Origin of the sequence: Rugamonas sp. DEMB1, from assembly GCF_029834475.1 — a bacterium.
Taxonomy (GTDB): domain Bacteria; phylum Pseudomonadota; class Gammaproteobacteria; order Burkholderiales; family Burkholderiaceae_D; genus Rugamonas; species Rugamonas rubra.
Window position 1 is genome coordinate 80777 of the sequence record NZ_CP122407.1, and the last position, 25195, is coordinate 105971.

The following is a 25195-nucleotide window of genomic DNA, read 5'->3' on the forward strand; positions in this document are numbered from 1 at the left end:
TGGGAACCCTATGCTAGTTGTACGCGCAATTAAGGCCGATGACCTGGACGCCCTGTACGTGATGGCCAGCCAGGTCGGCAGTGGCATGACCACCCTCAAGCCGGACATGAAGATGCTGGGCGACCGCGTCGCCGTCGCCGTCGCCTCCTTCGCCGAGACCATCCCGCCGGCCAAGCGCGACTACATGTTCGTCATGGAGGACACCGACAGCGGCCGCCTGGCCGGCGTCTGCGCCATCAAGGGCGCGGTCGGGCTGGAGGAGCCGTTCTACAACTACCGCATCGGCACCCTGGTCCACTCCAGCCGCGAGCTCGACGTGTTCACCCGCATGGAAACGCTGTACCTGTCGAACGACCTGACCGGCAGCACCGAGCTGTGCTCGCTGTTCCTGCACCCCGACTACCGGATCGGCAACAACGGCAAGCTGCTGTCGAAATGCCGCTTCCTGTTCATCGCCCAGTTCCCCCACCTGTTCACCGAGAAGCTGATCGCCGAGATGCGCGGCTTCCAGGAGGCCGACGGCCGCTCGCCCTTCTACGAGGGGCCTGGGCCGGCACTTCTTCAAGATGGACTTCAACCACGTCGACGACCTGACCGCGCTGGGCAAGAAGTCCTTCATCGCCGAGCTGATGCCGCGCCAGCCGCTGTACGTGGCCTACCTGCCGGACGAGGCGCAGGAGGTGATCGGCAAGGTCCACGTGTCGACCGCGCCGGCCCGCCGCCTGCTCGAGCAGGAGGGCATGCACTTCGAGGGCTACGTCGACATCTTCGACGCCGGCCCGGTGCTGCAGGCCCGCGTCTCCGAGCTGCGCGCCATGCGCGACAGCGAGCTGTCGCAGATCGGCGTGGCCGGCGAGGTCGAATCGGCCTGCGCCAGCGAGATCGGCGCCGAGCCGACGCTGGTCTCCAACACCGACCTGCAAGATTTCCGCATGATCCTGTCGCCGACCGTGCCGCTGCACGGCGCGCTGGCCCTGTCCGAGGCCGAACAGGAGTTGCTGCATTGCCATCCGGGCGACACCGTGCGCACCCTGCCACTCAATTTGAGGAAGAATCCCCATGTCTGAACACGCTCTGAGTAACTTCATCAACGGCCAATGGCTGGCGGGTAGCGGCGCCGAACTGGTCACCATCGATCCGGCCAACGGCCGCCAGACCTGGGCCAGCCGCGCCTCCACGGCGGCCGATGTGGCGCGCGCCAGCGCCGCCGCGCGCGCCGCCTTCGAGGGCTGGGCCATGACGCCGCTGGACGAGCGCATCGCCGTCTGCACGCGCTTCCGCGACCTGCTCAAGCAGCACGCCGAGGAGCTGGCGTTGCTGATCTCCGAGGAGGTCGGCAAGCCCTTGTGGGAGTCGCGCACCGAAGTGGCCACCATGGCCAACAAGGTCGACATCTCGGTGCAGGCCTACGCCGCCCGCACCGGCGAGAGCCACAACAAGGTGGCCGACGGCGAGGCCGTGCTGCGCCACCGTCCGCACGGCGTGTTCGGCGTGTTCGGCCCGTACAACTTCCCCGGCCACCTGCCCAACGGCCATATCGTGCCGGCCCTGATCGCCGGTAACACCATCGTCTTCAAACCGAGCGAGTACGCGCCGCGCAGCGCCGTCAAAACGGTGCAGCTGTGGCAGCAGGCCGGCCTGCCGGCCGGCGTGCTCAACCTGGTCAACGGCGGCCGCGACACCGGCGTCGCGCTGGGCCAGGACGCCGAGCTGGACGGCGTGCTGTTCACCGGCAGCTGCCAGACCGGCAGCGCGCTGCACAAGCAGTTCGGCGGCCAGCCGGGCAAGATGCTGGCGCTGGAAATGGGCGGCAACAACCCGCTGGTGGTGTGGGACGTCAAGGACGTCGACGCCGCCGTCTTCATGGCGGTCTCCTCGGCCTTCATCTCGGCCGGCCAGCGCTGCACCTGCGCGCGCCGCCTGATCGTGCAGGACACGCCTGAGGCGGCCGCCTTCATCGCCCGCCTGGTCGACGTGGCCGGCCGCCTGACCATCGGCCCGGCCGACGCCGAACCGGCGCCGTTCATGGGCCTCGTGGTGTCGGCCGCCGTGGCCCAGCGCCTGCTGCAGGCGCAGGCCGACCTGGTCGCCAAGGGCGGCAAGAACCTGCTGCAGATGCGCCAGCTGGTGGCCGACACCGGCTTCGTCTCGGCCGGCATCGTCGACGTCACCGGCGTCCAGGGCATTGCCGACGAGGAGTGGTTCGGCCCCTTGCTGCAGATCGTCCGCGTGGCCGATTTCGACGCCGCCATCAAGGCCGCCAACGCCACCGAGTTCGGCCTGGCCGCCGCGCTGATCTCGACCGACGCGGCGCTGTGGCAGACCTTCCAGCTGCGCGCCCGCGCCGGCATCGTCAACTGGAACCGGCCGACCACGGGCGCGGCCAGCAGCGCGCCGTTCGGCGGCGTCGGCAAGTCCGGCAACCACCGGCCGAGCGCCTACTACGCGGCCGACTACTGCGCCTACCCGGTCGCCTCGATCGAGAACAGCGCGCTGGAAATGCCGGCCAAGCTCTCGCCCGGCATGAACTTCTAAGACAGGAAAACCGCACCATGCGCAACGCACGCGAATTCAACTTCGACGGCCTGGTTGGCCCCTCGCACAACTACGCCGGCCTCTCGTTCGGCAACGTCGCCTCGTTCAGCAACGTCAAGAGCGCCTCGAATCCGAAACTGGCGGCCCTGCAGGGCCTGGCCAAGATGCGCGCGCTGGCCGCGCGCGGCTTCGCCCAGGCGCTGCTGCCGCCGCAGGACCGGCCGAATTTCCGTCTGTTGCGCAGCGTCGGTTTCAGCGGCAGCGACGCCGAGGTGCTGGCGCAGGCCTGGAAGGCCTCGCCGGTGATCCTGGCCTGCGCCTGGTCGGCCTCGCCGATGTGGACCGCCAACGCCGCCACCGTCAGCCCCTCGGCCGACAGTGGCGACGGCCGCGCCCACTTCACCCCGGCCAACTTGAACAACAAGCTGCACCGCGCCTTCGAGCACGCCCAGTCGGCGCGCAGCCTGCGCGCCATCTTCCACGACGAGCGCCACTTCGCCGTGCACGACGCGCTGCCCGGCACGCCGGCCTTCGGCGACGAAGGCGCCGCCAACCACACCCGCCTGTGCGCCAGCCACGGCGCCGCCGCCGTCGAGATGTTTGTCTACGGCCGCGTCGAGTTCGACGCCAGCGCGCCGGCGCCCAAGCGCTACCCGGCGCGGCAGACGCTGGAGGCCTCGCAGGCCGTGGCCCGCCTGCACGGCCTGGCCGATGAACGCACCGTCTACATCCAACAAAACCCGGACGTGATCGACCAGGGCGTGTTCCACAACGACGTCATCGCGGTCGGCAACGGCAACGTGCTGTTCTACCACGAGCAGGCCTTCGCCGACGAGGCGGGCGGCCTGGCCAAGCTGCGCGGCGCCATGGCCGGCGTCGGCGCCGAGCTGGAGGCGATCCGCGTTGATACCAAAATGGTATCGGTGGCCGACGCCGTCGCCAGCTATTTGTTCAACAGCCAGCTGCTGTCCAAGGCGGACGGCAAGATGGCCCTGGTGATCCCGCAGGAATGCCAGGAGAACGCCGCCGTGGCCGGCTACCTGCAAGGCCTGGTGGCCAGCGGCGGCGCGGTCGACGAGTTGATCCACTTCGACCTGCGGCAGAGCATGCGCAACGGCGGCGGACCGGCCTGCCTGCGCCTGCGCGTGGCGTTGAACGACGCCGAGGCGGCCGCCATGCACCAGGGCGTGGTGATGACCGAGGCGCTGTACCATACGCTGGTGGCCTGGGTCGAGAAGCACTACCGCGACCGGCTCGAGCCGCAGGCACCTGGCCGATCCGGCGCTGGCGCTGGAGGTGCACGCCGCGCTCGAGGAATTGAGCCGCATCCTCGGCCTGCCCGGTTTGTACGATTTGTAATCGCTAGGCATATGCACGAACATGCACGAATTGTAGAATCACGCATCGTCCCCACATGGGGGCTTAGAATTTAACGGGGTAGGGCCAACCCCTGCCTTTTTATCGAGTCGACGCCGCCCAGCCACAAGCGAGGCGGCGCGGACGGAATACACACAACGTATTGGAGAATTCACGATGAAACAAATGCCACACGATCTGCGCACGCAAACGCTCGATTTGGTCAACGCCAGCAAACCCGCCGCCGACAGCGGCCAGGTGGCCGCCTTGATCAGCGCCTGGCTCGGTTCCCTGGACGAGGACGACCTGGCCGGCATCGCGCCCGACAGCCTGGCGCCGGTCCTGTGGCAGGGCTTCACCCAGGCGGCGCGCCGCACGGGTGGCGGCTGCCAGATCGCCAAGCTGCGCTACGCGGACGGTCGCGGCGGCATGGCCACGGCACTGTTGATTCTGAATGACGATATGCCCTACCTGGTCGATTCGATCGTGATGACCATGCGCAAGCAGCGCGTGGCCGTCAGCGGGGTGCTCAATTCCGTGCTGGCCGTGCGCCGCGCCGACGACGGCAGCGCCGTCGCGGTCGGCCAGGCCGGCGACAAGCTCGAATCGTGGGTGCTCTGCCTGTTGGCGGACGACCTGCAGGAAGCCGAGCTGGCGGCCCTGGTCGCCAAGCTGGACATGGTCGCGCGCGACGCCGCCGTGGTGCGCCGCGACCACGCCGCCATGACCGCCCACTTCGCCAGCGTTGGCGCGGCGGCCGCTGCGGCCGGCGGCGCCGAAGGCCAGGAAGTGGCCGCCTTCCTCGACTGGGCCCGCAGCGAGGGCTTCGAGCCGTTCGGCTACGCCTACTACGCCGTCAAACCGGGCGTGCGCGAGCTGGAACGCGACATCCCCAGCCGCATCGGCGTGCTGCAGGACACCTCGCACCCGGTCTACGGCACCTGCCTGGCCAACATCCCCGGCGACTTCGACACCCTGTCCAAGCGCGACCACTCGCTGTCCATCGTCAAGGCCGACGTCGAGGGCACGCTGCACCGCGACCAGCAGCTCGACTTCATCGGCGTGCGCCACACCGACGCGCAGGGCGCCATCCTCGGCGAGCACTGCTTCGTCGGCCTGTTCACCCGCGCCGCCACCGCCACCCCGCTGGGCCGCCTGCCGTTCGCCCGTGGCCGCATCGCCAAGGTGCTGAGCATCGCCGGCGTGCGCCAGGAGGGCTTCCGCGCCGAGAAGTTCATCGAGATCCTCGAATCGCTGCCGCGCACCGAGGCGCTGGAAGCCGAGCCGGAATGGCTGGCCGAAGTCTGCGGCGCCGTGGTCTCGCTGTACAAGCAGCCGCGCACCAAGGTGTTCGCCCGCCGCGACGTCTACGCCCGCCACCTCAACGTGCTGGTCTACCTGCCGCGCGAGCGCTACAGCGCCAGCGTGGCGGCGGCCCTGGCCAAGGCCCTGCAGGCCAGCTCCGGCGCCACCCACGTCAGCTCGCAAACCCTGGTGGCCGACGGCCCGCTGGCCCGCCTGTACCTGATCGCCCACGCCGCGCGCTACCCGCTCGACCTGGAAGCCGACATCCAGCGTCCGCTGCTGTCGGTGCTCGACGGCTGGCTCGATAGCTTCGCCACCCTGTCCGACGCCGTGTTCGACGTGCCGATGCGCGCCAGCCTGCGCAAGCTCGGCGCCAGCCTGCCGGCCGACTACGTCGCCGCCACCGCGCCGAGCGTGGCCTTCCACGACCTCGGCTCCATCCTGCGCAACACCGACGCCGGCCGTGTCGCCGTGCGCGTCGAGACGGCGGCCGAAGCCACCACCATCCGCCTGTACTCGGTCGAGCGCGCGCCGTCGCTGTCGACCATCCTGCCGGCGCTGCACAACGCCGGCGTCGCCATCGACCGCGAGCAGGCCTACAGCATCACCGCGCCGGATGGCAAACGCCACGTCGTCACCAGCCTGGCGGTGGACGCCGCCAGCGCCGCCAAACTGGCGCTGCCGAACGTGGTCGCCGTGGCGCAGGAACTGTTCGCCGCGCTGTTCAACGACGAGGCCGAGGACGGCCGCTTGAACGGCCTGGTCATCGAAGGCGGCCTGAGCATGCGCGAGATCCAGCTGCTGCGCGCCTATATGAGCTACTGGCGCCAGACCGGCAGCCGCTTCTCGGTGCGCTACATCGCCGAGAGCCTGCGCAAGCAGCCGGTGGTGGTCAAGCAGTTGGTCGACGCCTTCCTGCAGCGCTTCGACCCGGCGCTGAGCGAAGCCCAGCGCGTCGCCGCGCGCGACAGCCTGGTCGCCATCAAGGCCAACCTGGCGGCGATCAACCACGCCGACAGCGAGGAGATCCTCGGCGCCGTGGCCGACCTGATGCTGGCCACGCTGCGCACCAACTACTTCCAGAACGCCCAGCAGGGCGACAAGATCATCTTCAAGTTCGACACCAGCACCTTGGCGCTGGTGCCGGAACCACGTCCGTTCCGCGAGATCTTCGTCTTCTCGCGCCGCTTCGAGGGCTTGCACCTGCGCGGCGGCCCGGTCGCCCGTGGCGGCCTGCGCTGGTCCGACCGGATGGAAGACTACCGCACCGAGGTGCTCGGCCTGGTCAAGGCGCAGATGGTGAAGAACGCCGTCATCGTGCCGGCCGGCGCCAAGGGCGGCTTCGTCTGCAAGCAGATGCCGAAGGACGCCGTGCGTGAAACCATCGCCGCCGAAGGCGAAGCGGTCTACCGCCTGTTCATCGCCAGCCTGCTGGAGGTGACCGACAACCGCGTGCTGGGCAACATCGTGCCGCCGGCCGACACCGTCTGCTACGACGGCGGCGACCCGTATCTGGTGGTGGCGGCCGACAAGGGCACCGCGACCTTCTCCGACATCGCCAACGGCATCGCCGTCAAGCGCGGCTTCTGGCTGGGCGACGCCTTCGCCTCGGGCGGCTCGAACGGTTACGACCACAAGAAGATGGGCATCACCGCCAAGGGCGCCTTCGAGGCGGTCAAGCGCCACTTCTATGAGCTCGACCACGACATGAACACCACCCCGATCAGCATGGTCGGCGTGGGCGACATGTCGGGCGACGTGTTCGGCAACGGCGTGCTGCTGTCGCGCCAACTGAAGGTGCTGGCCGCCTTCGACCACCGCCACATCTTCCTCGACCCGACGCCGGACGTCGCCGTCTCCTTCGCCGAGCGCGAGCGCATGTTCGCGCTGCCGCGCTCCTCGTGGGAGGACTACAACAAGGAGCTGATCTCGGCCGGCGGCGGCGTGTTCCCGCGCAGCGCCCGCAGCATCGAGCTGTCGCCGCAGATCCGCGCCGCGCTCGACATCGAGGAAACCGCGCTGCCACCGGAAGAGCTGATGCACCGCATCCTGCTGGCGCCGGTCGACCTGTTCTACAACGGCGGCATCGGCACCTACATCAAGGCCTCGACCGAAAGCCACGCGCAGGTCAAGGACCGCGCCAACGACAACATCCGCGTCGACGGCAGCCAGCTGCGCTGCAAGGTCGTCGCCGAGGGCGGCAACCTGGGCGCGACCCAGTCGGGCCGCATCGAGTTCGCGCTGGCGGGCGGCCGCATCTTCACCGACGCGATCGACAACTCGGCCGGCGTGGATTGCTCCGACCATGAAGTGAACGCGAAGATGTGGCTGGACGTGGAAATGAACGCCGGCCAGCTGAGCGAGGCCGAGCGCAACCGCGTGCTGAACGACATGACCGCCGACATCGAGCGCTTGGTCCTGCGCGACAACACCCTGCAAACCCATCTGCTGGTGCGCGAGGCGCAGGCCCAGTCCGAGGCCCCGGTGCAGGACGGCTACGCCGCCCTGATCGCCAGCCTGGAGGAGGAGGGCGCCCTGTCGCGCGAGCTGGAACAGCTGCCGACGGTGGCCGAACTGGCGCGCCGCAAGGCCGACAACCGCTGCTTGACCACGCCGGAACTGGCGGTGGTGATCGCCAACGTGAAGAACCGCTACAAGCGCATCCTGTCGGCGCTGCCGCTGACCGACGCCAGCTGGGCCGAGTCGGTACTCAAACCGTACTTCCCGGACCTGCTGGTGGCCACCCGCAGTGCGCTGGCGCACCCGCTGGCCAACGCCATCCTGGCCACCGTGCTGGCCAATGAAGTGATCAACCGTTGCGGTCCGCTGATGCTGCGCGACCTGGCGGCCGAACACGGCGTCGACGAGTCGGAAGTGATCCTGGCCTGGGGCCAGGCCTGGTCGGCGCTGAACCTGGCGCCTATCTTCGAGGCGCTCGACGCCGACGCGCTGAACGTGCCTCGCGCCGTCTCGATCAAGGTCGACGGCCGCACCCGTGGCCTGCAGAAGGCCGTCATCGAGGGCGTGCTGTCGGTACCCGCCGAGCAGCTGCGCGCCGCCGGCGGCCTGCAAGAGCTGACCCGCCTGTTCAAAAAGCCGGAACTGCTGCAACAGCTGACCCCGGCCGACGCCGAGTCGGATATCGACGCCACGGTGGCGCTGCGTCCGGCCTTCGTGCAGGCATGGAAGGCGGTCGACGCGATCGAGGCGGTGGCGGCCTTCGTCTTCGCCGCGCTGTCGGTCAGCCGTCCGGCCAACATGGACCTGCCGGCCTTCCTGCAGCTTGGTCTGGCGCTGCGCGGCCAGGTCGGCATCGACACGCTGGAACGCGGCCTGAAACTGCCGGCCCACAGCAAGTCGCAGGAACAGCTGCGCAGCTACGCCCAGCACGCGCTGCGCCGTACCCAGCAGCGTTTGCTGGGCCAGGTGCTGCAACGCGCCACCGACGGCCACGATTCGGTCGAGGCGGTCGAGGTGGTGACCAATACGCTGGGCCTGTCCGGCTACCCGGTCGCCGGCGACCTGGAGCAGGCCATGCTCGACGTGTGGGCCCTGTCCGAGGCGATCACCGCGTCCGTGGCGGCATAAGCGGATGCGCAACAGCGATACAGCAGTGAGCGAAACCGGCGGCGCGCAGGCGCTGCCGGAGGCGGTGCGCGCCCTGGCCGAAGCCGATTTCGGCGCGGTCGCGGCGCGCTTCACGGATGCCGGCTTCGCGGTGACGCAGCCGGCCGACGGCATCCTGACCATCAAGTCGACAGCAGGCGAGGGCGCATCGCAACGCGCCAGTGTGCTGGTGTCGGTCGGTGTGCACGGCGACGAGACGGGACCAATCGAGGTGGTGGCGTATTTGCTGGACGCGCTGTCGCACCAGGCCGGTCAATTGAAGGCCGACCTGATGCTCTGCGTCGGCAACATCGGCGCCATCCGCGCCGGCAAGCGCTTCATCGACGCCGACTTGAACCGCATGTTCCGCGCTGAGCGGGGCACGCTGGCCGGCACCGCCGAGGCGGCGCGCGCCGACGTGATGATGGCGGCCACCGCCGCCTTCTTCGCCGACGCCGGGCCGCAACGCTGGCACCTCGACCTGCACACGGCGATCCGGCCGTCGGTCTACCCGACCTTCGCCATCGTGCCCGAGCTGATCGAGGATGGCGCCCGCCGTGGCCTGATCGACTGGTTGGGCCGCGCCGGCATCGGCGCCATCATCATGAACCCGGCTTCGGCCGGAACGTATAGCTACTACTCGTCGGAGCACCACGGCGCGGCCGGAACCACGGTCGAGCTGGGGCGCATCGGCACGCTGGGGCAGAACGACATCGGCCAGTTCGCCGAGGCCTCGGCGGCGCTCGACGCGCTGCTGCGCGGCGCGCCCGCGCCCGAGGCCAGGCAGCAGCCGCACGTGTTCAACACGGCGCAGCAGATCATCAAGCTGAGCGACGACTTCCGCATGGCCTTCGGCCGCGACACGCAGAACTTCACCGCGCTGCCGCAGGGGGCCGAAATCGCCCGCGACGGCGACAAGGTCTACACCGTGCAGCACGCCGAGGAGCTGGTCGTCTTCCCCAATCCGGACGTGCGCGTGGGTTTGCGCGCCGGCCTGATGGTGGTGCGGGTTATTTAAGAGAGGCCAGCCATGTCACTATCGATGTACCAGGCGTCCATTCCCGCCTTCCTGCGCGCCCTCGGCGTGCTGCACACCCTATTGGAAAAAGCCCAGGCCCATGCGGAAGAACACGGCATCGTGCCGGAGACCCTGCTCGGCGCCCGCCTGGCCGACGACATGCATCCGCTAACGGCCCAGGTGCAGCGCGCCAGCGACGCCTCCAAGCTGGCGGTGGAGCGCTTGAGCGGTATCGCCTCGCCCAAGTTCGCCGACGACGAGACCAGCTTCCAGCAACTGGAGCAGCGCATCGCCGCCACCGTCGCCTATTTGAACAGCATCACGCCGGCCGATCTGGAGCAGGGCGCCACGCGCGAGGTCAAACTGAGCTTCGGCGCCTTCCAGGCCGAGTTCAACGGCGCCGATTATCTGCTCAGCTTCGCGCTACCCAACTTCTACTTCCACATCGTCACCGCCTACGACATCCTGCGCAACCAGGGCGTGGCGGTGGGCAAGCGCGACTACCTCGGCCACTTCGGCTAAAAAGTCTTGCCCGCCCGGGACGCGCGCAAACCCCAACGGCGCAACCCCAGGGTCAGACCCTTGGGTCTGACCCTCGTTCTTTGCCGCTGGGGTTTCTCACCGTAGCTGCGCCTTGACGGTGTAAACAGAAAAGCCGCCGGCAAACTGCCCGGCGGCTCACTCGCGGGCCGTGCCCGCGTTCCCTTTATGTTTCGACGATCAGCGTTCCGGCTGCTGCGGCTCCTGCTGGCGCTTCTGCACCTCGTTGCCCAGCATGCCGCCGCCGATGGCGCCGGCCACGGTGGCCAGCGTGCGGCCACGGCCGCTGCCGACCTGGTTGCCGAGCAGCCCGCCGATCACCGCGCCCGCGCCGATGCCGACATAGTTCGGTTGCTGCGGCTGTTGTTGTTGCTGCGGTTGCGGCGCCTGCTGGCGCGGCCGTTCATAGTCGGCCTGCGAGGCCTGCGAGGCCTGCGCCACCTGCGTGCTGTGGTGCGGACGCGGCGCCTTGTGCGGCGCGGGCGCCGGCGCGGCGGTACGCACCGGCTCGGCCGGTGCCTGCCGCGCCAACGCGGCGCCCTGCGGCGGAACCTGGCCCTTGCCGGCCACCTCGACCGGAGCGAACTCCGAGGTCGGCGTGCCGCTCGCCGCGCCGCCGGGACCGATGGCGCCCTTCGACGTTGGCAGCCAACCGGCGATGGCCGCAGTGCCCACCATGGCCAGCACGGTGACGGAAATCGCCGCGCCGGCGACCAGTGGATGAATGCGCGATACGGTTCTGATCTTTTCCATTTTGATGCTCCTGAATGTGGTGGCTACTGCATGGCCCAAGATTAACGGCGCCTTGTCGGACAAGCTATACCGTGTGCTGTATCAGAAGTAAGCAGGTGTAACCGCGCACTTGAAAACAGCGTTTGATCGCGTCGCGGCGGCGCGCTACACTGGCGCCTCGTCCGCACCGCCCGCAGTAACAAACATAAGGAGACCGCGATGAAAAAACTTTTTTTGTTGTCCCTGGCCGGCCTCTGCGCCAGCGCCGCGCTGCACGCCGCGCCGGCCAGCTACACCATCGATCCAGACCACACCTTCCCCAGCTTCGAGGCCGACCACATGGGCATCTCCATCTGGCGCGGCAAGGTCAATAAGAGCAGCGGCAGCGTCACCGTGGACAAGGAGTCCGGCTACGGCATGGTCGACGTCAAGATCGACCTGGCCAGCATCGACTTCGGCCAGGACGCGCTGAACAAATGGGCGCAGGGGCCGGACTTCTTCGACCTGGCCAAGTATCCGACGACGGCGTATCGCGGCAAGCTGACCGGCTTCGTCAACGGCGCGCCGACCGAGGCCGTGGGCGAGCTGACGCTGCACGGCGTGAGCAAACCGGTGAACCTGAAGATCAACTCCTTCAAGTGCATTCCCCACCCGATGCTCAAGCGCGAGCTGTGCGGCGCCGACGCGCTGGCGGTGATCCAACGCGACCAGTTCGGCCTGAGCGCCGGCAAGGACTATGGTTTCAAGATGGACGTCACGCTGCGCATCCAGGTCGAAGCGTTGAAAACGGAGTAAACGATATGGGCGCGGCCCAAGGGCGGGGCCCGACACCTCTTGTCATCTTGATAGCGGTGCGGCGGCGGAGCAGCGCCGGCCCGCTTTGTCAACATTTCCCGCACCGCAAATCCGTTGCTATTTTTGTACAAAATTACTTTATGGGGAAACGCGGCGAAGCCCTATAATCGCTTAGTTTTTTTGACCCCCGAACTTTTCGAGGGCGACGTTATCCACGCCGCCCAAGCAACTGAATTGAAGGAATGCCTGTGAACCAAACGCTGGTCCAGAAATTGATCCGCACCAAGCCGGTCGATACCACAGTCGAGTACGTCGCCGAGCCCGCCGCCAGCGGCAACGGATTGCACCGCTCCATCGGCCTGTTCCCGCTGACCATGATCGGCGTCGGCGCCACCATCGGCACCGGTATTTTCTTCACGATGGTCGAGGCCGTGCCCAAGGCCGGCCCCTCGGTCGTCTTGTCCTTCCTGATAGCCGCCATCACCGCCGGCCTGACCGCGCTGTGCTACGCCGAGCTGTCGTTCCGCATCCCCGCCTCCGGCTCGTCCTACTCCTTCGCCTACGCCACGGTGGGCGAGTTCCTCGCCTTCATCATGGCGGCCTGCCTGCTGCTCGAATACGGGCTGGCGGCCAGCGCCACGGCGATCGGCTGGTCGGCCTATCTGAACAACTTCCTCGGCAACGCGTTCGGCGTGCACATCCCGGAAATGCTCAGGTCGCCGATGATCGTCTCCGGGCTGAAGGGGGTGGAGTTCCATCCCGGCCATATCAACCTGCCGCCCATCCTGCTGGTCTGCCTGTGCTGCTTCCTGCTGCTGCGCGGCACCAAGGAGTCGGCCACCACCAACGCCATCATGGTGATGATCAAGCTGGCGATTTTGATCTTCTTCATCGTCATCGCCTTCTCCGGCTTCGACGCCAACAACTTCGTGCCCTTCTTCAACACCGACAACAGCAAGGGCTTCGCCGGCATGTCCGGCGTGACGGCCGCCGCCGGCACGGTGTTCTTCTCCTTCATCGGCCTCGACACGGTGGCCACCGCCGGCGAGGAGGTGCGCAATCCGAAACGCAACGTGCCGATCGGCATTTTGGCGGCGCTGGTCATCGTCACCGTGTTCTACCTGCTGGTGGCGGTGGCGGCGCTGGGCGCCCAGCCGGCCGCCAAGTTCGAGGGCCAGGAGGCCGGCCTCGCCGTGATCCTGCAAAACGTCACCGGCAAGACCTGGCCGGCGCTGATCCTCTCGGCCGGCGCCGTCATCTCGGTGTTCAGCGTGACCCTGGTGACCATCTACGGCCAGACCCGCATCCTGTACGCGATCTCGCGCGACGGCCTGATCTCCAAGTCCTTCCAGACCGTCAACCCGCGCACCGCCGCGCCGGTCAGCAACACCCTCATCGTCTGCATGGTGGTGGGTCTGGTGGCCGGCTTCGTCGACGCCACCTTCCTGTGGGACATGGTCAGCATGGGCACGCTGACCGCCTTCATCGTCGTCTCGCTGGCCGTGCCGGTGATGCGCAAGAAGGAGAACGGCAAGGGCATCAAGGGCTTCCGCGTGCCCTTCGGCCCCTACGTGGTGCCGGGCCTGAGCATCTTCGCCTGTCTGTACATCATGCGCGACTTGTCGGGCACCACCTTCCGCATCTTCTTCATCTGGATGACGGCGGCGATCCTCACCTACTTCCTGTACGGCATGCGCAACTCGCGCCTGAACAAGCCGGCCTGAACCCTGCCCGCCCAATGAAAAAGACCCGGTCGCTCGCGCGCCGGGTCTTTTTGCTTTCCGGGGGGGAAGGCTTAGTCTTGGTTCAGCTTGCCGCCGACGTACAGGCGCAGCACCAGGAAGGTCAGGCCAACTGCCGCCATCAGGGCCGGCAGTTGGACGAGGACTTTGAGCATATCGTTCATCATGATTTTTGCTCCGACTTGGCGCCGAGGTACAGGCGGACGATCAGACCGGTGGCGGCGAGGGCGGCCGGCAGGTTTTGCAGGATATCGAGCATGATCAACCCCGCGAAGCCATGAAGCGCAGCTCGGCCGACAGGTTCGGTGCGATGTGCTCGTAGTCGTCGGCCATGCGCGACAGGTAGGTGCAGGTCGAGTCCTTGTTGCTCTGCGAAACAAGCGCCTCGTCAGCGGCCGTTGCGCGTGGGTTCACCGCGAACAATGCTGCCAGCAGGCTGCGTGCCGCGCTCAGGACATTGCTCACGTAACCGCCATGGGCGAAGTCGTTGTAGTCGAAGGTGTTGTTTGCTGTGCTCATTTGAGGCTCCTGTTTGTCTGTATGTTGCAGTGCAGTATAGGTGGCTTTTCGTCATAAGCCCACTTTCAATTTGTGATGGATGCCATATGCAAACCGTATAACACTGCAAAACATTTACGCAGAACTAATTCCGCATGGCAATGTATCGGATGTGCCACAAGGCAAGTTCTCCTATGAGAAAGGGGCGTTTGATCGGCTATCATGCCTGTCTGTACGGCAACAAAATTAAGCGGAGAAATAGATGTCCCTGAGGATCAAATTTATGCTGGCCCTGCTGTTGACGGGCCTGGCGGCGGTGGCGATGGTCGGCGGCCTGGCCTATGTGGGCGTCACCACCAAGGTCGATTTGATCCGGCGCCAGCAGGCGGCTGATCATTTTTACAAGTATATGAGCGCCTATGTCGGCCGCTACGGCAGTTGGCGGGCCGCCATCGCCGCCGAGTCTTTCGACAGCTTCATGCAGCGCACGATCACGGCCGAGGGCGACAGCGCCGGCCGGGAGGCCGGCGCGGCGGTGGCGCCGCTGCCGGTCGGCTTGGGGCGCGGCATCGGCGCCGACGGCCGGCCCGTGGCGCAGCCGATGGGCCCGGCCGGGCGCGACGATGTGCGCCCCGCTCCGCCCGGCGATATGCGCGCCGGCGCGCCGGATGGTGAGCGACGCGGGCCGCCTGACGGCGAACGACTCGGTCCGGCCTACGGCGAGCGGCGCGGTCCAATGGACGGCGAGCGGCGCGGCCCTCGCGACGACGAGCGGCGCGATTCAGCCGACGGCGACCGGCGTGGTCCGCCCGACGGGGCAAGGCGCGGCCCGCCCGAGGGCGACCGCGCCGGCGCGCCCCAGGACCGGCGGCGGCCCGACAACCGCCGTGGCGGCCCGCCGCCCTTCCACTTCATCGTCACCGACCAGGACTACAAGGTAGTGCTGGGCGCCGGCACCTACCGGCCCGGCGAGCCCCTGCCGGCGGCGGCGCGCGAGGGCGCCCGCGCCGTCATGGTCGACGGCCGCCCGGCGCTGTACATCTCGTCGGAGGGCGTGCTCACGCCGAGCAAGCAGGAGCAACAGTATCTGGGCGCGGTGCGCGAGGCGCTGCTGGCCGGCGCGGCGGCGGCGGCGGTGCTGGCGCTGCTGCTGGGCGTGCTGTTGAGCCGGGGCTTGAGCCGCACGCTGACCCGCCTGACCGAGGCGGTGCGCGCCATGCACGGCGGCTCGCTGCTGCAGCGCGTGCCGGTGCAGGGCAGGGACGAGGTGGCGGCGCTGGCCACCGCCTTCAACGAGATGAGCGAACAACTGGCGCACAGCCACGCCGAGCTGCACGCCTCGCACCAGACGATTTTGGAACAGGCCGAGCAGCTGCGCGAGCTGAGCGTGCGCGACGCCCTCACCGCCCTGTACAACCGCCGCCACTTCGACGAGCAGGCCGTCACGCTGTTCAACCAGGCGGTGCGCCACCAGCGCCCATTGAGCCTGGTGATCGGCGATATCGACTTCTTCAAGCGCATCAACGACCAGTTTTCGCACGCCACCGGCGACGCCGTGCTGCGCAAGGTCGGCGAGATCCTGCGCGGGCATATGCGCTTGAGCGATCTGGTGGCGCGCTACGGCGGCGAGGAGTTCGTCATCGCGCTGCCGGAGACGGCGCTGCCGCAGGCGGCCGCCTTGTGCGACCAGCTGCGCGAGCTGATCGAGGGCTTTCCCTGGCACGAGGTGCATCCCGACTTGACGGTGACGATGAGCATGGGCGTCTGCGCCGACATCGCCGCCGGCACCGCCGAGGCCATGCTGCAAAGGGCCGACGCGCTGCTGTACCGCGCCAAGGAGACGGGGCGCAACCGGGTGTGCTTCGCTTGAGGCCCCGGTGGGAGAGCGAGGGTCAGACCCTTAGGGTCTGACCCTGGATTCGCGCCGCCGGGCTTCTTAACCTGGCGGCATTGCGGCTAGCCGCCGTCTAGCGCCGCAGCGCGGCGGCCCAGCGCGCGCCGAACATCACGCTGAGCAGCGCGGCGACGATGCAGGCGATGCCGCCCCACTGCCAGGCGCTGATCACGTCGCCCAGCACCAGCATGCCGGAGCTGATGCCGACCACCGGCACGCCCAGGCTGAACGGGGCGACGCGGTTGACGGCGTGGCGCTTGAGCAGGCCGGTCCACATGGCGTAGCCGAGGATGGTGGCCATCCAGCCCAGGTAGGCCAGCGAGGCCAGCGCGGTGGGGGAGGCGTGCAGCCACTGCCAGCGCGTGGCCGGCTCGTCGAAGGCCAGCGACAGGCCGATGAAGGGCACGATGGGCACCAGGCTGCTCCACACCATGAAGGGCACCACCTCGAACTGCGGGGTGGATTGCTGGGCGCGGCGCACGACGATGTTGGAGGCGGCCCACATGGCGGCGGCGGCCAGGCACAGCGCGAAGCCGGCCGGCGTGGTCACCTGGCTGTGGCCGGGGGCGAGGTAGTTCATGCCGAAGCAGGCCAGGCCCAGCGCCGCCAGGGTCAGGCCGATTTGCAGCGGCCGGTTGGCGCGCTCGCCCAGCAGCATGAAGCCGAGGAAGGCGGTGAAGAACACCTGCGTCTGCAAAATCACCGAGGCCAGCGAGGCCGACATGCCGACCTTCAGCGACAGGAACAACAGGCCGAACTGGCCGACGCCCTGGGTGCAGCCGTACAGCAGTATCCACTTCCACGCCAGCTTGGGCGGCCGCACAAACAGCACCAACGGCAGCACGGCGAACAGGTAGCGGCCGGCGCCCAGCTGGAACGGCGTCAGCTCGCGCAGGCCGAACTTCATGGCGATGAAATTGGTACCCCAGATCAGTACGACACACAATGCCGCGATCAGATCGCGGCCGGACAACGGCGAGTTTTCTCTATTCATCCCAGGATGATGGCACGAAGCGCGCGATCGGGTCTAGGGTGACATTGTAGGAAGCCTGTCGCGGCGGGGACGATCTAGGGTCAGACCCTAGCGCCAAGGCGGGGAGTCTGACCCTGGAGTGCTGTCCTTGGCGGCTCTCATTTTCAGGCCGGCGCGACGTCGCGCACGATGGCCTGGCTGTGGACGATAATTTTGTCGGCGTCGGCCTGCAGCAGGCGGATGCGCCGCTGCACCAGCGGCCAGCCGCTCCACGGCACCTGCGGCGTCGGCGCGGCCGTGGCGGCGGTGGCGCCGCTGTGCGGCGCCACCGCCACCGCCACCGTCTGGCCGTGCTGCTGCAGCGCGCGCGCCAGGATGCGGCAGACCTGGTCGTGGCTGTGCGCGAGCATGACGTTGACGGCGGCCACCGGCAGCTCCTTGGCGTGGCGCCGCAGGATAGCCCGCAGCGCCGCCACGTGCGCCACCAGCAGGTAGTTCTGCACGATGAAGAGGTTGATGTCCTCCACCGCGCGCTGTTTGCTGTTCGGCTCGTCGAGCATGCGCACCAGCGCGGAGCTGAGCGCGGCCAGGCTGTCCATCAGGCGCTTGCGCTCGATGCGGTAGGCGAAATCGTCCTTGCCCTTGCCCTGCAACAGATCGAAGCTGGCCTGCACGTAGCGCAGGTTGACGCCCAACACCTCGCGGATCAACCTTGGCAGGCTTTGGTACTCCCAGTTGGCCAGCACGAAGCTGAAGGCGGTGGCGACGGCGGCGCCGATGAAGGTGTCGGTCAGCCGTTCGATGATCAGGTTGGCGTTGCCCGGCGCGATCAGGTGCATCTGCAGCAGGATCATGATGCTGACGGCGATGGCGGCGTAGCGGTAGCGCAGGTAGATGAAGGTCGGCGTGGCCACCGTCGACAAAATCAAAATGCCGAGGATGGCGCCCGGATAGTTGAGGTACTTGATGATCACGGCGGTGACCACGCAGCCGATGATGGTGCCGACGATGCGGTCGCTGCGGCGCTGCTTGGTCATGCTGAAGCTGGGCTTGAGGATGATGACGATGGTCAGCACGATCCAGTAGCTGTGCGCGGCGTAGGGCAGCTGGGCGGCCACCAGCAGGCCGACCGAAATCGCCATCGCCACGCGCAGCGAGAAGCGGAAGATCGGCGAGTCCAGCCGCAGGTGCGACAGGATCATCTGCAGCTCGTACTTCTGCTGCGACAGGAAGGGGCCATGTCGGCGTCGCTCCAGAACGGCGTGCTGGTGTAGGCCTTCTGGCTGGCCTGGTGCAGCTCGCCTATCATCTTGGCGATGGCGCGGATCTTGTTGCGCTGCGCGCGCAGCACGGCCAGCGCCTCCTGCGCCGGCTTGCCGGCGTCGAGCCGCGCCTGCAGGCGGATCAATTCGGCCTCGATGGCGTCGAGCTCCGGTTCGTAGCTGATGGCGGCGTGGGAGACGCGCTTGCGGGTCACCGCGTAGGCCACCGACTCGATGTCGCGCGCCGCCTTGTAGGCGATGTCGTGCAGCGTCTTGAGCACCGGCGAGTCGGCCAGGTGCAGGCGCAGCTGGGCGTAGTCGGTGTGGGTCGAGAGGATCAACTCGTACAGGTCGAGCATGCAGACGTGGACCTGGACGACGATGGCGTCCTTGCTGTTGAGGTGGCTGCGCAGGATCAGGTCGCGCGAGGCCTGCTGGCGGTCGGCCAGCACGCTCTGCTGGCGCACCAGCTTGTTGAACTGCTCGCTGAGGTTGTAGCGGGTGTCGTAGAAGTCGGCCTTGATGTCGATGTAGGCGGCCAGCTCGAACAGCGCCTCGGCCAGCACCTGCTGCTTGATGCGGTGGCGCAGTATCCACGACACCGCCATCGAGTAGGCCAGGTAGGCCAGCGCGCCGACCGTGAACAGGCCGGTGTGGACGAAGGACTCGCGCGTCGTCATCTCGTGTTCCATCGACATGGTCATGATGAACAGCGTGGCCAGTTGCAGCGGCATCGATTTTTTGCCGTAGACGACCATCATGCAGGCCATGAAGCTGAGCAGCACCAGCATGGCCATCAGCAGCCAGTAGATGGGCGCGCACAGGCTGATGAGCAGGGTGACGGCGCTGCACAGCAGCACCGAGGCGGACATTTCGTTGAACTTGTGGCGCAGCGGACTGGGCATGTCCATCAGCGCGGTGCACAGGGCGCCGATGCAGACCGTCATGGCGGTCGTCATGTCGGCGAACTGCAGGGCGATCAGGGTGACGCCGACCAGGCCGGCGGCGAAGCGCAGGCCGAGATAGAAGTAGTGGCTATAGAAAAACGTGCGCAGGTTGAGTGCGTAATGCATGGCTGTGACCTTGTGGGCAGCGGAAAACCAGAATGCTCAGAATGCTGGAATTACTTGTGGCTTACTCGCGGCATCCATGGGTGGGACGCCGCACGAAAACCACCGCGCCGGGATCGCCGGCGCGGTGGTGGGACTAGTTATTGTTGTTGTGCCTGGTTTTGCCTGGCGTGGGCCGTCGGTCCGGCCGGGGAGCGGCGTCGGTTCAGAAGATCGACAGCACCGGATAGCGGCGCCATTCCGGTTCGGCGTGGCGCTTGCCGTGTTCGAAGATGAAGCCGAGCACCTGCTCCTGGTCGGCCAGCAGCGCCGGGTTGGCCGTCTTCCACTGCTCGAACTTGGCCTTCAGTTCCGGCTCGGTCTCCAGCATCTCCAGCGCCAGGTCCCTCGAAGACGTAGTCGGAGAAGGCCTCCTTCTTCTCCAGCACGCTGTTGAAGAAGCCCCAGCGGAAGAAGCTGTCGTGGCCCTGCGGCTCCAGCGTTTCGACGGCGTAGCGGGCGTTGGCCTGGTTCAGCGGAATGTAGAAGTCGCCCGGCTGCAGCACAAAGCTGCCCTGGCGCGCCTCCAGCTCCACCGTGTCGTGGAACATGTGGCCCTCGTAGGCCTGCGGCCGCGAGCCGACGGCGGCGATGTGGTAATACTGCGCGTCCACCGTGCTGGCCTCGGCGACGCGCGTCATCTCGACGCCGTTCCATTGCAGGCGCTCGATGGCTTCGCGCCAGGCCTGCGGCACAACGTAAGCCTTGGGCGTGCGCACCACGGCGTCGGCGACGAAATTGCTGTAGTAGGGGATGTCGCGCTCCCACGGCTGGTTGCGGTCGTAGGACAGGCGCTGGTAGTCGCCCAGCAGGCTGGCGCTGCGCTTGGCGGCGTAGCCCTTGAAGCGGAAGGTGCTCGGATTGGCCTCGTCCATCGTCCAGCTCACCGGCCAGTGGCTCTTGGTTTTGGCCTGCTCCTTGGCCTCGGCGCGCAGCTGGCGGATCTGCGCGCCGTTGGCCACGGTGAAGGCCATGGTCACGTCGAGCAGCGCGCGCATCGACGCGTAGCGGTCGGCGAAGGGTTTCAGCATGTGGGTCTCGGGCATGAAGCCGATCACATGGTGCAGGGCGGCGAAGCCGGTGGAGAAGCGCGGCACCTCGAGGAACTCGGCGATGCCGTCGTCCGGGCTGTCCTTGATCGGGTTGACGTAGGGGCAGGTCGGCCAGCCCTTGGCCGCCATCTGCGCGAAGATGTGCGGCAGCATGGTGTGGCGCAGGAAGGGGCCGAGGCCGTCGCCCAGCTTGTCGGCCTGGGTGTGGATCAGGGTCATGGTGTACGGGTAGTCGGCGCCGTTCGACGTATGGGTGTCGACCATCACGTCCGGGTCCCAGCTGGTGACGAGCTGGTTGAACAGCTTGGCGTTGAGCGTGTCGCACTTGACGAAGTCGCGGTTCAGGTCGAGGTGGCGGCTGTTGCCGCGGAAGCCGAACTGCTCCGGGCCGTCCTGGTTGACGCGCGAGGTGTTGGCACGGTTCAGGCTGCCGTCGACGTTGTAGACCGGCACGAACAGCAGCACCGTCTTGCCCAGCGCGGCCAGGCGCGCCGGCTCGAAGCACAGGTCGCGCACGATGGCCATGCAGGCGTCGATGCCCTCGGGCTCGCCGGGGTGGATGCCGTTGTTGTTGAAGAAGACGGGGCGGCCGGCGGCCTTGATCTGCTCGCGGTCGAACACGCCGTCGGCGCTGACCACGCCGGCGTGCACGGCAACGCCGCCGTCGGACACGCCGATCTGCTCGAACTTCAGGATCGTCGGGAAGCGCTTGGCCAGCTCCTGGTAGAAGGCGATGCACTCGCTCCACAGGGTGGTTTGGTTCTGGTTGCCTTTTTCGTAAGGCGTGGGCATGTCATGCATGGCGGTCTGGATCTCAGAGGGATGAAAGGGGAGGAAGCGCGCACTGGATAAGCACGGTGCCGGGGGAGGAATTGTAACATCCGTGCCGCATTTTTGAGCGCCCGCCGGGCGCTTGCGTTGGCGCAAACGGAGTCGGCCGTATCGCTGCTATTGATGATGTTTCGGGCATGTCGGGGCGGGAGGCGATCATGTACAAGCATTGGAGCGCGGCGCTTGGGCTGTTGCTGATGGGCGCGCTGTTGCTGATGGCCGTTCTGCTCGAACTGGCCGGCGAGGCGCAGCGGCACATGGTGGCGGCGCCGCCCGCCATGCGCCTGCTGCCGGCCGTCACGGTGGCGCCGGCCGGCCCCGGCAGCGTGGTGGTGCAGCCGGACGGCACGGCCTTGATCCGCTTCTTCGGCATGACGGTATTGGCAGGCAACGTGAAGTTTCCGGCGGCAATGCCGGCGGCGCCCACCGAGGGAGTCGACCTGATCGTGCTGCCTCAGGTCGAGCAGGCCCAGCTCGATTGGCTGGGCGGGCTGGCGCGGCGTGGCGGCGCGGTCGCGGGCGGCAGCGCTGCCGGCCGGGCCGACATCGTAGCGGCCGAGGCAGCCGCCGCGCGGCTGCGCCAGGCCGGCGTCGCCGGCGTGCGGGCGCTGCCGCTGTGGCAGGCGCTGGAGCTGCGCAAGGGTAAGGTGGCGCTGCGGCTGACGGCGATGCCGGGGCGCCGGACGGCCGAGTTGCGCGGCGGCTTCATGTTGGACTTTTCCAGCGGCCGGGCGTTCTACCGCATCTATGTGAGCGGCGAGGCGATGGCGGCCGAGGACGTGGCCGAGCTGCCGCAGCGCTTTCCCGGCGCCCAGCTGGCCCTGCTGCAGGCCGACGACGCGCCCATCCTGGCGACCCTGCAGGACGACACCGGCGGCGCCAGCCTGCAACTGCTGCCCGGCGCGCGCTACGCCTTCACCCCCTTAAGGCGCTAACCCGGCTTGCCGGCGGCGGCGACATAGGGTCAGACCCTAGGGTCTGACCCTGGTTTGGCTTGGGTTTGCAGTGCTCGGTTCAGGTCTTCTTCGCGTTGGTCTCGACCCAGGCGGCGAAGGCGCTGGCGAATTTTTGCAGGAACTCGCCGGTCGAGGCGTTGGCCAGCTTGCCGTCGTCGCCGAACAGCTTGGCGGCGCCGCCGATGTAGGCCTCCGGTTGTTGCAGCAGCGGCACGTCGAGGAAGACCATCGATTGGCGCAGGTGGTGGTTGGCGCCGAAGCCGCCGACCGCGCCCGGCGAGACGCTGACGATGGCGCCCGGCTTGCCGCCCCACACGCTGGCGCCGTACGGGCGCGAGCCGACGTCGATGGCGTTCTTCAGCGCCGCCGGCACCGAGCGGTTGTATTCGGGCGTGAAGAACAGCAGGCCGTCGCAGGCGGCGACCTGCTGGCGGAAGGCGCTCCAGGCGGCCGGCGCGGTGGCGCCGTGCTCCTCCAGGTCGCTGGTTGTACAGGGCCAGCGCGCCGATCTCGACGAACTCGACGCTCAGCGTCGGCGGCAACAGCGCTGTCAGCGCCTGGGCCATTTTGCGGGTGTAGGAATCCTGGCGCAGACTGCCGACCAGCACGGCGATTTTTTTCACGGACATGTTTGTTCCCTTCAATACGATTGATCGGGCTTGCACTTCTCTCAATGTAGCCCATTTTGCCGCGCCGGCGGCGGACGTTAGCGCACGCGTCGGCGGCCGTCTTGCGCGTCGGCAGCGATGTTTGCCGGGGCGTAAAAAAACCACGCCGCGTTGCCGGGGCGTGGTTTTCGGTTCGGGCGAGGGGGCCGCTTAGTTGGCGCCCATCTCCTTGAGCAAGTTGTCGGCGTGGTCGACGTGTTTCATGTTCCACAGCATGTAGCGCAGGTCGACCTGGATGTCGCGCGTGTTGGCCTTGTTGTAGTCCCAGTCCGAGATGATCGAATCGAGGGTGCCGTCGAAGGCCAGGCCGATGAACTCGCCCTTGGCGTTCAGCGCGGCCGAACCGGAGTTGCCGCCGGTGATGTCGAGCGTGGCCAGGAAGTCGACCGGCACGGTCTTCAGCTTGGCATCGACATACTTGCCGAAGTCCTTGGCCTTGATCGCCGCCAGTTGCGCCGCCGGGGCGTTGAACTCGCCCTGGCCGGTGGCCTTGGCCAGCACGCCGTTGACGGTGGTGAAGGCGCTCCAGGTGGTGCCGTCGGCGCCGTGGTCGCGGCCGGCGATGTTGCCGAAGGTGACGCGCAGGGTGCCGTTGGCGTCCGGGTAGACGGCCTGGCCGCGGCTGTTCATGAAGGCGATCTTGGCCTTCATGTAGTTGGCGTAGGCTTGCTGGATGTTGCCGCCCAGTTCCTCGTCCTCGGCCTCTTCGTTCAGGTCGGCCGGCGACATGGCGACGGCGGCCTTGATGAAGCTGTCGTTGCTGGCCAGGAAGTCGGCCGGCTTGCGTTCCAGCCAGGCGGCGCGCTCGGCCTTGTCGCCCAGCTTGCTGCCGGCGTACAGGGTGGTCAGCGCGGTTTTCAGCTGTTCGGCGCTCATGCCGTCCTGGATGCCGACGACGGCGTCGAAGGCGGCGTTGCGCTGGGCCTTGGGCTGGGCGGCGTACTTGCCCAGCGAGTGCATGACCAGGGCCTGGTCGACCTTTTCGTCGTAGTTGCGCACCAGCGCGGCGACGCCGGCCTTGATGCGCGGCAGGTCGCGGTCCTGGAAGCCGGCCTTGCGCTCGGCGTCCGGCTTGGCCGTCTCGTTGGCCAGGCGGTACAGGGTGCGCGCGGTGTTGAGCAGGCGCGGCTTGCTGTAGCCGAGGAAGAAGTCGCGCTTGGTGTCGCTGTCGCGCTGGGCGATCAGTTGCTCGATGCGCTCGATGTCGGCGGCGTACTCGGCCTTGCGCGCGGCGTTGGCGTTGACCCAGGCCTTCAGCTCTTCATGCTGGGCGGTTTTGCGCGCCAGGATGTCGCTGCCGGCGTAGGAGTCCAGCATGCCCTGGCGGTTCTTGTAGTAGTTGTTGGTGCTGGCGACCTGGGCGGCGTATTTCAGCGCCGTGTCCTTGTTGTCGGCCGTTTCGCGGGCGATGATCGCCAGGTTCTCGCCGGACATCTTGACGTAGGCCGGGTAGTTCCAGCCGAAGGTGAAGGCCACCTCGGACGGCAGGCGGTGGCGGTTGGTGCGGCCGGGGTAGCCCAGCGCCATGACGAAGTCGCCCTCCTTGACGCCTTCCTTGGCCAGCTTGAGCACGTGCTGCGGCAGGTAGGGCACGTTGTCCTTGCTGAAGTCGGCGGCCTTGCCGTCCTTGCTGACGTAGGCGCGGTAGAAGCCGTAGTCGCCGGTGTGGCGCGGCCACATCCAGTTGTCGGTGTCGCCGCCGAACTTGCCGACGCCGGCCGGTGGCGCGTGCACCAGGCGCACGTCGCGGATTTCCAGTTGCTTGATCAGGTAGAACTCCAGGCCGCCGTAGTAGGCCGACACGGTGCAGCGGTGGCCGGCGTCCTGCTCGCAGTCGGCGACCAGTTTCTTCTGGTTCTGCTCGATCGCGTCGCTGCGCTTCTTGCCGCTCAGCTTGGCGACGTCGGCGCTGATGATCTTGCCGCTGACGTTGGTGACGGCCTTGGTGACGTAGACGCGGCTACCCGGCGCGGCCGGCAGTTCCTCGCCCAGGCTGTGCGCCAGGAAGCCGTTGGCCAGCAGGTCGCGCTCGGGCGTGGAGTTGTGCGCCACGCTGTTGTAGACGCAGTGGTGGTTGGTGGCAACCAGGCCCTGCGGCGAGACGAAGGAGGCCGAGCAGCCGCCCAGGCTGACGATGGCGCCCATCGGGAACTCGGTCAGCTTGGTCAGGGTGGCGGGGTCGAGCTTGAGGCCGGCGGCCTTGAGTTGCTTGGCCACTTGTGGCAGCTGTTGCGGCATCCACATGCCTTCGTCGGCGTGGGCGGCGGTGCTCAGGATGGCGAGCGCGATCAGGGATTTTTTCATCGGAGTGTTGTGTTTTTGC

At 67.5% G+C, this 25195-nt stretch carries 12 protein-coding genes and 5 pseudogenes; 10 read left to right on the forward strand and 7 right to left on the reverse strand.

What is annotated here, in order from left to right; translation table 11 throughout:
* Positions 1 to 10: 10 nt before the first annotated feature.
* From astA to QC826_RS00375, 6 genes and pseudogenes are all read left to right on the forward strand, one after another.
* Positions 11 to 1067 (forward strand): annotated as a pseudogene (gene astA / locus QC826_RS00350) (arginine N-succinyltransferase).
* Positions 1060 to 2535 (forward strand): succinylglutamate-semialdehyde dehydrogenase, encoded by a 1476-nt coding sequence (gene astD, locus QC826_RS00355; protein ID WP_279763907.1) that lies wholly within the window; start codon positions 1060 to 1062, stop codon positions 2533 to 2535. Before astA ends, astD begins: the two are co-directional and overlap by 8 nt.
* 17 nt (positions 2536 to 2552) lie before the next feature.
* Positions 2553 to 3894: pseudogene (gene astB, locus QC826_RS00360) on the forward strand (N-succinylarginine dihydrolase).
* 174 nt (positions 3895 to 4068) lie between these two features.
* On the forward strand, positions 4069 to 8784 hold the full coding sequence (locus QC826_RS00365) for an NAD-glutamate dehydrogenase domain-containing protein (protein ID WP_279763909.1): 4716 nt from the start codon (positions 4069 to 4071) through the stop codon (positions 8782 to 8784).
* Positions 8785 to 8809: 25 nt separating this feature from the next.
* Positions 8810 to 9820, forward strand: coding sequence for a succinylglutamate desuccinylase (locus QC826_RS00370; RefSeq protein WP_279763910.1), 1011 nt, complete (start codon positions 8810 to 8812; stop codon positions 9818 to 9820).
* A 12-nt stretch (positions 9821 to 9832) separates the two neighbouring features.
* A complete protein-coding gene (locus QC826_RS00375; protein ID WP_279763911.1) occupies positions 9833 to 10342 on the forward strand; it encodes a DUF1993 family protein in 510 nt (169 codons plus the stop codon).
* Between the two features lie 198 nt (positions 10343 to 10540).
* On the opposite strand, the gene QC826_RS00380 is transcribed toward QC826_RS00375, so the two are convergent.
* Positions 10541 to 11113: a glycine zipper 2TM domain-containing protein gene (locus QC826_RS00380; RefSeq protein ID WP_279763912.1), complete on the reverse strand. Its 573-nt coding sequence runs from the start codon at positions 11111 to 11113 to the stop codon at positions 10541 to 10543.
* 198 nt (positions 11114 to 11311) lie between these two features.
* Here QC826_RS00380 and QC826_RS00385 point away from each other — a divergent pair, with 198 nt between their 5' ends.
* Positions 11312 to 11887 (forward strand): YceI family protein, encoded by a 576-nt coding sequence (locus QC826_RS00385; RefSeq protein ID WP_093389106.1) that lies wholly within the window; start codon positions 11312 to 11314, stop codon positions 11885 to 11887.
* A gap of 248 nt (positions 11888 to 12135) precedes the next feature.
* Entirely contained in the window at positions 12136 to 13611 is a 1476-nt protein-coding gene (locus QC826_RS00390; RefSeq protein WP_279763913.1) for an APC family permease, read from the forward strand.
* 279 nt (positions 13612 to 13890) lie between these two features.
* On the opposite strand, the gene QC826_RS00395 is transcribed toward QC826_RS00390, so the two are convergent.
* Complete coding sequence (locus QC826_RS00395; protein ID WP_093389104.1) at positions 13891 to 14148, reverse strand: hypothetical protein; 258 nt, start codon at positions 14146 to 14148, stop codon at positions 13891 to 13893.
* Between the two features lie 241 nt (positions 14149 to 14389).
* On the opposite strand from QC826_RS00395, the gene QC826_RS00400 reads away from it, so the two are divergent.
* Positions 14390 to 15997 carry a diguanylate cyclase gene (locus tag QC826_RS00400; RefSeq protein WP_279763915.1) on the forward strand — a complete coding sequence of 536 codons (1608 nt, stop codon included), beginning with the start codon at positions 14390 to 14392 and terminating at the stop codon, positions 15995 to 15997.
* A gap of 97 nt (positions 15998 to 16094) precedes the next feature.
* Here the strand turns inward: QC826_RS00400 and QC826_RS00405 are convergent, their stop codons facing one another.
* The 3 genes and pseudogenes from QC826_RS00405 to QC826_RS00415 all read right to left on the reverse strand — a co-directional run bounded on the left by QC826_RS00405 (position 16095) and on the right by QC826_RS00415 (position 21218).
* Positions 16095 to 17015, reverse strand: coding sequence for an EamA family transporter (locus QC826_RS00405; protein ID WP_279763916.1), 921 nt, complete (start codon positions 17013 to 17015; stop codon positions 16095 to 16097).
* A gap of 143 nt (positions 17016 to 17158) precedes the next feature.
* Positions 17159 to 19329: pseudogene (locus QC826_RS00410) on the reverse strand (FUSC family membrane protein).
* Positions 19330 to 19531: 202 nt separating this feature from the next.
* Positions 19532 to 21218 (reverse strand): annotated as a pseudogene (locus QC826_RS00415) (M14 family zinc carboxypeptidase).
* Positions 21219 to 21406: 188 nt separating this feature from the next.
* Between QC826_RS00415 and QC826_RS00420 the strand changes: the two are divergent.
* A complete protein-coding gene (locus QC826_RS00420; protein WP_279763917.1) occupies positions 21407 to 22183 on the forward strand; it encodes a hypothetical protein in 777 nt (258 codons plus the stop codon).
* A gap of 79 nt (positions 22184 to 22262) precedes the next feature.
* Here the strand turns inward: QC826_RS00420 and QC826_RS00425 are convergent.
* Together QC826_RS00425 and QC826_RS00430 are read right to left on the reverse strand one after the other, a co-directional pair.
* Positions 22263 to 22833: pseudogene (locus QC826_RS00425) on the reverse strand (NADPH-dependent FMN reductase).
* A gap of 189 nt (positions 22834 to 23022) precedes the next feature.
* Complete coding sequence (locus tag QC826_RS00430) at positions 23023 to 25176, reverse strand: S46 family peptidase (RefSeq protein ID WP_279763918.1); 2154 nt, start codon at positions 25174 to 25176, stop codon at positions 23023 to 23025.
* Positions 25177 to 25195: the final 19 nt, after the last annotated feature.